The sequence below is a fragment of the Streptomyces sp. NPDC004752 genome, from assembly GCF_053601275.1.
Genome location: NZ_JBSGBN010000012.1, coordinates 80,313 through 92,974, shown reverse-complemented (window position 1 = coordinate 92,974; position 12,662 = coordinate 80,313). Strand labels below are relative to the sequence as shown.

The following is a 12,662-nucleotide window of genomic DNA, read 5'->3' as shown; positions in this document are numbered from 1 at the left end:
AGGCATCACTTCGGTGTCGGGGCGTGCACACGTTCGCACGCCCGCCGCGGGCTGTCAGTGGCTGCCGATAGGCTGAACGCATGACGCGAGCCGAGCAGCCAACGGCCCACAGCACGACCCCCGACGACGCACTCGTGGCGGACTCCCGCGAGCGCGCTGTCCGCGCCCTGCTGCGCCAGCCGGAGCTGAAGCGCCTGTGGAGCGCACAGCTGGTCAGCGGCGTGGGGGACACCCTCGCGCTCCTGGTGCTGGTCGTGCTCGCCCTCCAGACGGCCATCGCCCAGGGCTCGTTCGGCGGCGGCTACCGGGGCGTGGCGTTCGCGGTGGCGGCCGTCTTCGCGGCGCGCATCCTCGCGACGCTGCTCTTCGGCGCCGTCCTCCTCGGCCCGCTCACCTCCCTGACGTCCCAGGAAGGTCCGCTCGACCGCCGCTGGACCATGGTCGGCGCCGACGGTCTGCGGGCCGCGCTGCTGATCGTCGCCCCGCTCTGGATCGACTGGACACCGGACAACGCGCTCGCCGTCATCCTGGTGACGGTGTTCGTCACCGGGGTCGCCGAGCGCTTCTGGGCCGTGTGCCGGGAGAGCGCGGCCCCCGCGCTGCTGCCCGCCCCGCCCCCGGAGGGCGCGACGGTGCGGCCGCTGCCGGACCACATGGACGCCCTGCGTCGCCTTGCGCTGCGTACGAGCTTCGCCGCGGTCCCCCTGGCCGCCGCCGCCCTGGTGGTCGGGGCTCTTCTGAACAACCTGCTCGGCACCGGCGTCGACTGGTTCGACCAGCACCAGGCGGCGCTCGGCTCGTATGTGGCGGCCGGGCTGTTCGCCGCGTCCCTGTCGGTGGTGACCTTCCTGGAGCTGCCCGGCACGCGCACCCCGCGCGCGCGGTCCCCGCTCGAAGGGCTGCGCCGCCCCAGGACCGGGACCGGCGTGGACAAGGGCCGCACCGGCGCGATCCCGCTGCTGGTGCCGGCCTGCGCGGCCGTCGCCGGGGCGATCGCCGCGGCCGTCGCCGTCTCGGTGCTGCACGCCACGGAACTGGGCGGCGGCCCAGTGCTCTACGGCCTGCTGGTGCTCGGGCTGACCGGTGGAGTCGTCGTCGGTATCCGTACGGCCCCCGCCGTCCTGCCGTCGCTCTCGCGCCGCCGGATGCTGGCGCTGGCCATCGCCTTCACCGGTGTGGCCCTGCTCGTCGCCGGGCTTGTCCCGGACGTCACCAGCGTGGTGCTGATTGTCACGCTGGCCGGGGTCGGCGCGGGCGTGGCCGCCAACACCGGGCACGCGCTGCTCGACCAGGAGACCGAGGACTACCGCCGCCCGCGCACCACCGAGCACCTGCACGCCGTCGTCCGGGTCTGTATGGCCCTCGGCGCGCTGGTCGCGCCCGTGGTGGCCGCGCTCATCGGGCCGCACCGCCTGGAAAACGGCAGGTTCGTGTTCGCGCACGGCGGCGCCGCCTTCACACTGATGCTGGTCGGCGCGCTGCTGCTGCCGGTGGCCGCGCTGGTGCTGGCCAAGGTCGACGACCGGGCCGGCGTGCCGCTGCGGCACGACCTGCGCGATGCGCTGCTCGGCGGCGACGACCCCGCGCAGGCACCCGCCGCGAACGGCTTCTTCATCGCCCTGGAGGGTGGCGACGGCGCCGGGAAGTCCACCCAGGCCGAGGCCCTCGCGGAGTGGATCCGGGCCAAGGGACACGAGGTCGTCCTCACCCGCGAGCCCGGAGCCACGCCCATGGGCAAGCGGCTGCGGTCGATCCTGCTGGACGTGTCGTCGGCCGGACTGTCCCACCGCGCGGAGGCGTTGCTGTACGCCGCAGACCGCGCCGAACACGTCGACACGGTCGTGCGGCCCGCGCTGGAGCGGGGCGCCGTCGTCATCTCCGACCGGTACATCGACTCCTCGGTGGCCTACCAAGGGGCGGGCCGCGACCTGTCCCCGACCGAGATCGCGCGGATCAACCGCTGGGCGACCAACGGTCTGGTCCCGCACCTGACCATTCTGCTGGACGTGTCCCCGGAGACCGCCCGCGAGCGGTTCACGGAGGCCCCGGACCGGCTGGAGTCGGAGCCCGCCGAGTTCCACGCGCGTGTGCGGGCCGGTTTCCTGACGTTGGCCGCCTCAGACCCGGGTCGCTACCTGGTCGTGGACGCGGGGCAGGAGCCCGAGGCCGTCACCACCGTCATCCGGCACCGCCTCGACACCGTGCTGCCGCTGTCCGAGGCCGAGATCAGGGCCCAGGAGGAGGCCCGCAAGGCCGCCGAGGAGGAGGCCCGCCGCAAGGCCGAGGAAGAGGCCGCCCGCAAGGCCGAGGAGGAGCGCCTGGAGCGCGAGCGCCAGGAGCAGCTGGCCCGGCTGCGCGCCGAGGAGGCGGAGCGCAAGCAGCGCGAGCTGGAGGAGGCGCAGCAGCGCGAGGCCGAACGGCAGGCGGAGGAGGCCCGGCAGCGGGCCGAGGAGGCCAGACGCCGGGCGGAGGAGGAGCAGCGGCGGCTCCTCGCCGAGGAGAAGGCCCGGGCCGAGGAGGAAGCCCGCCGCAAGGCCGAGGAGGAGCGGCGGCGCAAGCAGGCCGAGGAGGAGGCCAGGCTGCGCGCCGAGGAGGAGGCGCGGCGCCTGGAGAAGCAGCGCAAGGCCGAGGAGGCGTTGCTGCGGGCCGAGACAGCCAGGCGTCAGGCCGCAGAGGCGGCGGCCGCGGCCGATGCGGTGGCCCAGCGGCCCGTGGCACCGCGGCCGACGGCTCCCGGAGTGACGCCCGAGGCCACGACCGTGCAGACGCCGGTGGTGACTCCGGGGGCGGACGAGACGGCGGTGCCGCGTCCGGTGCGCGAGGAGCGGGGCGGCGGCGCTCGCCCCGCGCGGAAGACCGAGTCCGAATCCGAGGTGACGGCGAAGCTGCCGCAGCCGCCGGTCGCGCCGGGGGCCGCCGACGAGACGGCGGTGCTGCCGCCGGTGACTCCGGGCGCGGCGGACGAGACGGCGGTGCTGCCGCCCGTAGCGGCCGATGACCCGGCGGACCGGGTCCCGAGGGACATCTTCCGGGACGAGCGTCCGTCGGCGGCGAGCGGCGGCTCCGAGGACCGTACGCGCGAGATGCCGCAGGTGGACGCCGACGCCAGCAGTGCGGCGCGGCGCCGCCCGCGGCCCGACTGGGCCGAGGAGACACCGCTGGACGACCTGCCGTCGCTGGCGGACGAACTGCTCGGGTCGTACGAGGACGAGGGGTACGACGAGAACCGGGACCGGCGTGGGCGTGGGCGCCGCGGCTGACCGCCTCGGGGTGTCGGCCGCGTGGGCGTGCGCCCTGCCGCGACCGGCCGGCCCGCAGGATGCCGGTCGCCGAAGGCGGTCGGTGACCCGTTGTCAGTGGGCACCCGCACAATGGATTCCGGAACGTGGAACGTGACGGAAGGGCGGCGTGACCCATGACCGTGTGGGACGACCTCGTCGGGCAGGAGAAGGTGAGCGAGCTGCTCGACGCGGCAGCCCGGGACGCCGACGCCCTCGTCACCGCCGCCGCCGCGGACGCGCCGCCGCCGGAGGCGTCCAAGATGACCCACGCGTGGCTGTTCACCGGCCCGCCCGGCGCGGCCCGCGACCGGGCGGCGCGCGCCTTCGCCGCGGCCCTGCAGTGCGTGAGCCCCGACCGCGCCCTCGGCGGCGCCCCCGGCTGCGGCTTCTGCGACGGCTGCCACACGACGTTGGTCGGCACCCACGCGGATGTCTCCACGGTCGCCGCGGTCGGCGCCGAGATCCTCGTCAAGGACATGCGGGACACCGTCCGCAAGTCCTTCACGGCACCCGCGAACGGCCGCTGGCAGGTGATCCTCGTCGAGGACGCCGAGCGGCTGAACGAGAAGTCCGCCAACGCCGTCCTCAAGGCCGTGGAGGAGCCCGCCCCCCGCACGGTCTGGCTGCTGTGCGCGCCCTCCATCGAGGACGTGCTGCCCACCATCCGCTCCCGCTGCCGACACCTCACTCTGCGCACGCCGTCGGTGGCCGCCGTCGTCGACATGCTCGTCCGCCGCGAGGGCATCGAGCCGGACGTGGCCGCCGCGGCGGCCCGCGCCACCCAGGGCCATGTCGACCGGGCCCGCCGCCTGGCCACGGACCCGGCCGCCCGGGAGCGCCGCACCACCGTGCTGAAGCTGCCGCTCCGCCTCGATGAGGTCGGCAACTGCCTCAAGGCGGCCCAGCACCTGGTCGACGCGGCGGCAGAGGACGCCAAACAGCTCGCCGAGGAGATGGACGACAAGGAGACGGAGGAGATGAAGGCGGCGCTGGGCGCGGCCCAGGGGGGACGCCTGCCGCGCGGCACGGCAGGCGTGATGAAGGACCTGGAGGACATGCAGAAGCGCCGCAGAACCCGGACGCAGCGCGACAGCCTCGATGTCGCCCTGGGCGACCTCACCGGCTTCTACCGCGATGTCCTCGCCCTCCAGTTCGGCTCCCGCGTGGCGATGGCCAACACGGACGCCGAGGAGGCGGTGGAGCGGGTGGCGCGCGCCAGTCCGCCGGAGGCGACGCTGCGCCGCATCGAGGCGATCAGCGCGTGCCGGGAGGCCCTGGACCGCAATGTGGCGCCGCTGCTCGCGGTGGAGGCGATGACGATGGCGCTGAGAGCGGGCTGACCCCGGCCGCCGCTCCGGGGGCGCCGCCCCCTCCGCCCGGGGCTCGCGGCCCTTCGCCTGGAGGTTGCGGTCCTCTGTCCGGGGCTCGCGAACCTTCGCCTGGAGGCGCCGCGGTCCTGCGCTTGGGGCGCGCGGCCCTCCGGTCCGGAACTCGCCGTCCCGCCGCCGGGGGCGCGTCCCTCCCCCCCCTCCGGAACTCACCACCCACCCACCCGTCCGGGGCTCAGGCCATCGTGTCGTTGACGCCATCACCCGTAAGAGCCATGAGAACCACGCACCGCGTCCAGATGATCGCCCAGCGTTACGATCGCTTGATGCACATCAGGCGAACCCCCCGCCAGACCAAGGCCACGGCCCGCGCCATGGCCACCGCCCTCACGGCAGCGTCGCTGCTCGTCACCGCGTGTTCCGCCGGCAGTTCGATGACGGCGACCAGCGAAGCGGCGCCGACGGCGCTGGCCCCGCTGTCGAGTTCGACACCAGCCGCGCTCGCGCCGTACTACGGACAGAAGCTCGCTTGGCGCGACTGCGGCGTCGAGGGCTTCCAGTGCGCGACGCTGAAGGCGCCGCTCGACTACGCCAAGCCCGGCGCCGGTGACGTACGGCTCGCCGTCGCCCGCAAGAAGGCCACCGGCAAAGGCGGGCCGCTCGGCTCGCTCCTCGTCAACCCGGGCGGCCCGGGCGGCTCCGCCGTCGGCTACGTCCAGCAGTTCGCCGGCGTCGGCTACCCGGCCGAGGTCCGCGCCCGCTACGACATGGTGGCGATGGATCCGCGTGGCGTCGCCCGCAGCGAGCCCGTCGAGTGCCTGAACGGGCGGCAGATGGACGCGTACACCCAGACGGACATCACGCCCGACGACCGCAGGGAGACGGACACGCTGGTCGCGCAGTACAAGAAGTTCGCGGAGGGCTGCGGGGCCCACTCGCCGCAGCTGTTGCGCCATGTGTCCACGGTGGAGGCCGCCCGGGACATGGACATCCTGCGGGCGGCGCTCGGGGACCGGAAGCTGAACTACGTGGGCGCGTCGTACGGGACCTTCCTCGGGGCGACGTACGCCGGGCTGTTCCCGGGGCGGGCGGGCCGACTCGTCCTGGACGGCGCGATGGACCCGTCGCTGTCCGCGCGGCAGCTGAACCTGGCGCAGACGAAGGGCTTCGAGACCGCGTTCCAGGCGTTCGCGAAGGAGTGCGTCCGGCACGCCGACTGCCCGCTCGGCGGCAAGGGCACGGCCCCGGCCCAGGTCGGCGACCACCTCGCGGCCTTCTTCCGCACCCTGGACGCGCACCCGATCCCGGCCGGCGACGCGGACAGCCGCACGCTCGGCGAGGCCCTCGCCACCACCGGGGTGATCGCCGCGATGTACGACGAGGCGGCCTGGCCGCGGCTGCGCGAGGCGCTCACCTCGGCGATGAAGGAGAACGACGGCGCCGGCCTGCTTGCACTCTCGGACAGCTACTACGAGCGGGACAGCAACGGCCACTACACGAACCTGATGTTCGCCAACGCCGCCGTGAACTGCCTCGACCTCCCGCCCGCCTTCGACACTCCCGAGCAGGTCCGAAGGGACCTCCCGGCCTTCGAGAAGGCGTCCCCCGTCTTCGGCAAGGGCCTTGCCTGGGCCTCCCTGAACTGCGCGTACTGGCCGACGCGGGCCACGGGCGAGCCGCACCGCATCGAGGCCAAGGGCGCGGACCCGATCGTGGTGGTGGGCACCACCCGCGACCCGGCGACGCCGTACCCGTGGGCCGAGTCCCTCGCCCGCCAGCTCTCCTCGGCCCGGCTGCTCACCTACGTCGGCGACGGCCACACCGCCTACGGCCGCGGCAGCGCCTGCATCGACTCCGCGATCAACGCCTACCTGCTGGAAGGAACCCCGCCGACCGACGGAAAGCACTGCTCATAGCCTTGCCGCATGCCCCGGGACGCCCTCTCCGGGGCGTGTGCGAAGCACCCTCGGAAACTGTGTAGACTTGCCGACGTTGCTGATCGCACCATGGGTGTGGACGGCGTGCCGCTTTAGCTCAGATGGCCAGAGCAACGCACTCGTAATGCGTAGGTCTCGGGTTCGAATCCCGAAAGCGGCTCCATGATGAACTCCAGGTCAGGCCTCTGACCTGGAGTTTCTTGCTTTCGTTGACCTTGGAATTCGGGCCAATCGGGCACGTGTGGTCTGCGCATCGCAATGCGTAGGTCTGAGGTTTACAGTCGGTGGCGGCTCTGTTGTGCGGGGCTGTGAGCTGGTCTTTTGTTTCTCGCGGTCGCTCTTCTTCGGGCTGTTCGGATTGGCGCGGTGGCCGTGTGGTGGCCGAGCGTGCAGACCGGCTCCCGGTCAGCCGCGAGATGGGCGGTTCACAGGAGAACGTTGATTGTGGTATCCCGACAATGGGTGCGATTCCGAGGGCGTCACCCGCAGGGCTTGATCAAGTTCCTTGAGTGTCTGGGTTGTTGATGATGCCCAGGATGGCGAGTGCTCGTTCGGGTTCGTGGCGGATGACGCGGGTGGTCTTGGCGATGTTGTCGGCTCCGAGGATCTTCAGGGTGCCGATGGCGAGGTTGCGGATGGTGGCCATGGCGCGGGGTCCGGTGCCGGTGTGAATGGTCGAGGCGTCCTCAGCGAACGTGGCATCTCGGATGTAGTGGGAGGAATTTTCGATTCCCCAGTGCCCGCGAATGGCGGCGAGGTCGGCGGGGCGGGTTTGATGGGCGGCGAGGCTGGTGACCGCGTAGACGTTCTCGCGGGTTTCGGGCCGGACGGTGAGCTTTCGGCGGCGGTGGACCCGGATGGCGAGGTGGGCGTGGGGGAAAGCGATGCCGCCGAGGTTGTCGGCGATAGCGCAGGTCTTGATCGAGCGGGACTCGTGGCGGCCGTGGGCGGTGGCGGAGGCGGTGTGCTGGACCTTGACCGAGGTCCAGGGCAGGGCGGCGAGCTGGGTGTAGGCGGTGGGCTGGTTGGTCTTGATGACGGCGATGTAGTGGGCCTTCTTCGTCTCGACCAGCCAGGTGATGTTGGCCTTCACCGAGTGGAGGGCATCGAAGGTGACGACGGTGCCAGCGAGGTCGAGGGGTGCCAGCAGGGGCTTGAAGTGGCGCACGTCGTTGGTCTTCGCACCGACCTCGACCTGGGCAGTCGTGGCAGTGCGGTCGTGGGTGACCGCCGAGAGCAGGTGCCGGCGCGGCGCCGCCAGGCGGGCTGAGCCCTTGAGGGCCTTGCCGTCCACGGCGACGATCTGCCGCGATCGGGCCTTGGGCATGTCCGCGGACGCGGTGATGCGGTGCCGGTCGGCAAGGTAGGCGCCCACGGCCTGGTCCAGGGCGTCGCCGTCAAGTGCCTGAAGGACGCGTCCGAGAGTGACCGGCTTGGGGCTGCGCCGCCAGCCGAGCAGGTGACGGCGTACTCCGAGGGATGCCGGCAGCGAGTTCGTGGCCCGCTCGCCGAACTCGGCGAGCTCGTCGATGCTCTTCGCGCCGCAGACGGCCGCGCAGGCACACACCAGCAAGATCGCCGTCAGCGAGTACCACCGGCCCCGGCGTGAGCGCGGATCCGGAACCGATTCGAGGTAGGGACGCAGGTCAGCGATCCGGTCCGTATCCAGCGGACCCAGCTTCTCCAGCACGGCTGGGATAGGGGAAGCTGCAACAGCAGGCACGGGACGTCCTCGTGATCATCTGGCTTCGACACCACAATGATCACGAACCCCCGTGCCTGCTCTGCTATCCCCCTACCGGCCTGATCGCCAACCCTCCACGCAATCACGGAACTTGACGGAGCCCTGCGTCACCCGACGATGAATTGTGCTGGGCGACGGCAACGCCACCAGCTTGAGTGCATCGCGCATGACGCCGCGCGGCGAGGCGTCCATGCCGAGTCGTGATCGATTTCGTTCATGTCCTGGGGACCTCTGGAAGGCCGCTGAGGACCTGCACCTCACGTTGGTACGGAGGGCATCGTCGAGGGCGGGCAGTGGTCCGTTGCCGGTGCCCTGGCGGGAGTGTTCCTGCCCGCCGGTGTACAGGTCATCGCCCACTGTTCAGGATTCGTTCCCTATATGTTTCCTTTTGTCTTCCCTTTTATTTCGAGGAATTGATCCTAGGGGTGGGTAATCCGACGATCAATCTTGACTATGGACAGTCAAGGGAATAGAAACTACGTCAGTTGGGGACTTGTGGCTCACGGGGGGCTGTAGTGACACCTGTTCTGGCATCTCGTCAAAGACCTGCGCGCAGAAGATGGTTGACCCTCTTCACCGTCCTCACGGTGGGCATGGGGGCGCTCAACGCGCTTCCGGCTTCCCCCGTTTCCACCGCCGAAGAGCAGTAAACGCAGCCGGAGCTGACCGACGCTCAGAAAGCCGCCCAAGAAGCGGTCGAGAGCGGCGAACGCGTCGAGGTGAAGAGTGAGCGCAGCGAATACGCCACGACCTACGCCAACCCGGACGGCTCCACCTTCTCCCTCAGCCTGTCCACCGTGCCGGTCCGCACGAAGCAGTCCGACGGTTCCTGGGCGGAGCCCGACGCCACGCTGGAGCGCCGCGCCGACGGCACCGTCGGCCCGAAGGCGAGCGCCGCGGACGTGTCCTTCTCCGGCGGGGGTGCCGGCGCCGACCTCGTGACGGTGGCCGAGGGTGACCGTTCCCTGACCGTCGGCTGGCCGGGCACTTTGCCCGAGCCGACCCTCGACGGAGCCTCGGCCGTCTACCCCGAGGTGCTGCCCGGCGTGGACCTCAGGATGACCGCGACCACCGAGGGCTACCGCGAGGTGCTCGTCGTCAAGACGCCCGAGGCCGCAGCGAGCGACAAGCTGAAGAAGCTCGACTTCCCCGTGCGGGTCCAGGGCCTGACCCTGAGCGAGGGCGCGGGCGGCGGTCTCAACGCCCTCGACGACAACGGCAACGCCGTCTTCCGCACACCGACCGCCCGCCAGTGGGACAGCGCGGGCGACGCGGCGACCTCCGGTACGACCGGGGCGTCCAAGGTGTCCGGGGTGTCCACCATGTCGCTGACCGCGGCGGACGAACAGGTCCCGTCCGACGGCGACCACACCCCCGACCCGGCGGCTGGGCCCAGCGACGGGGACGCCTCCGCGGTGCTTCAGGTCACGGCGGACGCCGACTCCATCACCGTCGTACCCGACACAGCCCTGCTGACCGGCGAGGACACCGTCTACCCGCTCTACATCGACCCCGACGTCTCCTGGGGCGAGTCCGAGCGCACCCTGCTCTCCTCCGACGGCGACACCTTCTACAACTTCTCCGGCGGCGACGACGGCGAGGGCGTCGGCTACTGCGGCACCTACGTCACCGGCGGCTACGCCTACTACTGCGGCTCCGGCTACAAGCAGCGCATGTACTTCGAGTTCGCGCCGACCGCGCTGCGCGGCAAGCGGGTCCTCGACGCCACGTTCCGGGTGACCGAGCGTTGGTCGATGTCGTGCACCCATACCACCGTGCAGCTGGTGCGGACCCCGAACATCTCCTCCGCGACCCGGTGGCCGGGCCCGACCAGCAACTGGGACATCATGGGCGACCGCACCGCGTCGGCCGGCCGAGGCACCGCCTGCGACCCGAGCCAGCCGGACGCGCCCATCGAGTTCAACGACGACCCGTCGCAGAGTTACGAGAACCTCACCAACACGGTGAAGGCCTTCGCGGCCGGCGACTTCTCCCGCCTCACCCTGATGCTGAAGGCGTACAACGAGTCGGACCCCAATGGCTGGAAGCGCTTCGACGACGACGCCGTACTCGACGTCGACTACGTGGGCGTCCCGGCCCCGCCCACCAGCCCCGGCGTCCTGTCCGGCGAGATCTCCTCGTGCGAGACGGACGGGAGCGACCCCGATGTCCTGTCGGACCCCACGCCCACGTTCAGCGCGGTCGCCCAGACCCTCGCCGGCGGCGAGTCCGAAGCCAACCTGCGCACTCACTTCTACGTGCAGAAGAAGAACGCCGACAACACCTGGAGCCTGGTCACCGAACCGGTGCGGCCGGTCAGCCCCGGCTACACGGGCGACGGCAAGAAGGTGGAGGTCAGCTCGCCGGTGACACTGGCCGACGGCGGAACGTACCGCATGGCCGTGTTCACCCGCTCCTACTACAACGGCGGCGCCGGCTACCTGGAGTCGCACAGCACGGTGACGACCAAGGGCTGGTGCTACTTCAAGGTCGACACCACCGCTCCCAAGGCCCCGGTGATCACCTTCGGCACCCCGTACTCCGCCTGCACGGCCAACGACTGTCCGCCAGCCGGCGGACCCGGCGTGAAGGGCACCTTCACTTTCGCCCCGGCGTCCGGCGACGCGACCACCGTCGTCGGCTACCGCTACAAGCTGTCCTCCGCCACCTCCTGGTCGCCCACGGTCTCCGGTACGACGGTGGTGCGGAAAATCGCCCCGGACCTGGCCGGCACTCAGGTGCTCCAGGTGCGGGCGCTGGACAACGTGGGCAGCGGACGCTGGGGCGCCACGCGAGCGTAAAGTTCAACGTCCAGGAGAGCCAGGGCGCCACCGGGCGCTGGCACTTCAACGACAGCGCGGTCGGCTCCGGCGAGACCCTCGCCGCCGATGAGGCGACGACCGCCGGCACCCGCCACCCGGCCACCCTCTACACCACCGGCGCCGGCTGGTCCGGCTGGGGCCGCCGCGGCTCCAGCGACCGCTCCCTGTGGCTGAACGACACCTCCGACACCACCCGGCAGTCCGGTTACGCGGCGACCGACTCGGCCGCCGTCAACACCCAGTCCTCGTACACCGTCTCGGCCTGGACCTACCTGACGGACAGCACCGCGTACCGGGCGGTCATGTCCCAGACCGGCACCGACCACTCCGGGTTCGTCCTCTACTACTCGGGCGGAGCCAAGCGGTTCGTCTTCCGCTTCAACTGGTCCGACAGCTCAGGCACCCGGCACTACGTCACCAAGGGGGCCGACCTCGAAGGCCAGCCGCTGAAGGTGTGGACCCACGTGGCCGCCGTCTACGACGCCGACGACAAGACCATCCAGCTCTACGTCAACGGACGCGCCCAGGGCGACCCGGTGGCCGTCCCGGCCGGCGGCGAGAAGCAGACCCCGGACGGGACACTGCAGTTCGGCCGCGGGAGCTACGTCTACGGTGACTACACGCAGTACTGGAAGGGCCGTATCGACGAGGCCGCCGTCTTCCAGACGGCGCTCACACCCGCAGAGGTCGCCACCGAGGCCAGGCTGCTGGACTCCACCAGCAACGCGACGGCCACAGAGATGGTCGCCGCCTGGAACCCGGAGGGGGCGAGCGGCACGTCGCTCGCCGACACCGTCACCGGCTACGGGCGCGCGCTCTCGCTGACCGGAGGCGCCTCCCTGGACGGCGAGGCGATCGTCCTGGACGGCACCGACGACGCGGCCACCACCGCCGGACCGGTCCTCGACGACACCGGCTCCTTCACCGTCACGACCGAGGTCGAACTCGACCAGACCGCCCTGAACGCCAAGGGCACCGGCTTTATCGGCCAGGTTCTCGGCCAGCGCAGCGCCGACGGGTCCGCCTGGGGCCTTTGGTACCAGACGACCGGCATCGAGACCCGTTTCGACGACGACGACAATCCCTACGAAGTCCCGGTCGGTTTCTGGCGGTTCGGCCGCCTGGACGCGGGCGGCACCTTCACCGCCGTCGACTCCGACAGCGCGGCCGTGGTCGGCAGCCGGGTCCGGCTGACCGGCGTGTACGACGCGCAGGCCGGCACCATCGCCCTCTACCTCGACTCCACGCAGAACGACACCGACACCCCGTACACCGCGGTCGTCGGCTCCGGTGAACTCGCCGTCGGCAAGAGCTTCGTGAACAGCGCCTGGGGCCACTACCTGCCCGGCCGGATCTCCGACATCCGGATGTGGGTGGGCGCGGCGGCCGACGGCACCCAGCTCGACACCATGATCGGCGGCTGACGACGCCCGCCTTCCTTCGACTCCATTCCCTCCGTGGCCGCGCCCGCGGCCGTGCCTTGACAGGGGTATGTCGTGAACACCGGTACGAGAGTGGTTCGTTGGCTGCGCGGCAGACGCGCGGAGATC

General features: G+C 71.4%; 6 protein-coding genes and 1 tRNA gene. 6 read left to right on the top strand and 1 reads right to left on the bottom strand.

What is annotated here, in order from left to right; translation table 11 throughout:
- The first annotated feature begins 80 nt into the window (after positions 1-80).
- The 4 genes from tmk (at position 81) to ACWEKM_RS07670 (ending at position 6,709) form a co-directional block, all read left to right on the top strand.
- On the top strand, positions 81-3,260 hold the full coding sequence (tmk, locus tag ACWEKM_RS07685; RefSeq protein WP_451620253.1) for a dTMP kinase: 3,180 nt from the start codon (positions 81-83) through the stop codon (positions 3,258-3,260).
- A gap of 155 nt (positions 3,261-3,415) precedes the next feature.
- Complete coding sequence (locus ACWEKM_RS07680) at positions 3,416-4,621, top strand: DNA polymerase III subunit delta' (protein ID WP_451620252.1); 1,206 nt, start codon at positions 3,416-3,418, stop codon at positions 4,619-4,621.
- A 314-nt stretch (positions 4,622-4,935) separates the two neighbouring features.
- Positions 4,936-6,525: an alpha/beta hydrolase gene (locus tag ACWEKM_RS07675; protein WP_451620251.1), complete on the top strand. Its 1,590-nt coding sequence runs from the start codon at positions 4,936-4,938 to the stop codon at positions 6,523-6,525.
- A 107-nt stretch (positions 6,526-6,632) separates the two neighbouring features.
- Positions 6,633-6,709 (top strand) — tRNA-Thr (locus ACWEKM_RS07670).
- A gap of 333 nt (positions 6,710-7,042) precedes the next feature.
- On the opposite strand, the gene ACWEKM_RS07665 is transcribed toward ACWEKM_RS07670, so the two are convergent.
- Positions 7,043-8,236, bottom strand: a complete 1,194-nt coding sequence (locus tag ACWEKM_RS07665; RefSeq protein ID WP_451620250.1) for an ISAs1 family transposase — start codon at positions 8,234-8,236, stop codon at positions 7,043-7,045.
- Between the two features lie 773 nt (positions 8,237-9,009).
- Between ACWEKM_RS07665 and ACWEKM_RS07660 the strand changes: the two genes are divergently transcribed.
- Together ACWEKM_RS07660 and ACWEKM_RS07655 are read left to right on the top strand one after the other, a co-directional pair.
- Positions 9,010-11,091 (top strand): hypothetical protein, encoded by a 2,082-nt coding sequence (locus ACWEKM_RS07660; protein WP_451620249.1) that lies wholly within the window; start codon positions 9,010-9,012, stop codon positions 11,089-11,091.
- A complete protein-coding gene (locus ACWEKM_RS07655; RefSeq protein WP_451620272.1) occupies positions 11,070-12,536 on the top strand; it encodes a LamG domain-containing protein in 1,467 nt (488 codons plus the stop codon). Before ACWEKM_RS07660 ends, ACWEKM_RS07655 begins: the two co-directional genes overlap by 22 nt.
- Positions 12,537-12,662: the final 126 nt, after the last annotated feature.

Excerpts from the sequence above, each read along its gene's own strand:
- tmk (WP_451620253.1), top strand. The coding sequence starts at position 81 with ATGACGCGAGCCGAGCAGCCAACGGCCCACAGCACGACCCCCGACGAC.
- ACWEKM_RS07680 (WP_451620252.1), top strand. The coding sequence starts at position 3,416 with ATGACCGTGTGGGACGACCTCGTCGGGCAGGAGAAGGTGAGCGAGCTG.
- ACWEKM_RS07675 (WP_451620251.1), top strand. The coding sequence starts at position 4,936 with ATGCACATCAGGCGAACCCCCCGCCAGACCAAGGCCACGGCCCGCGCC.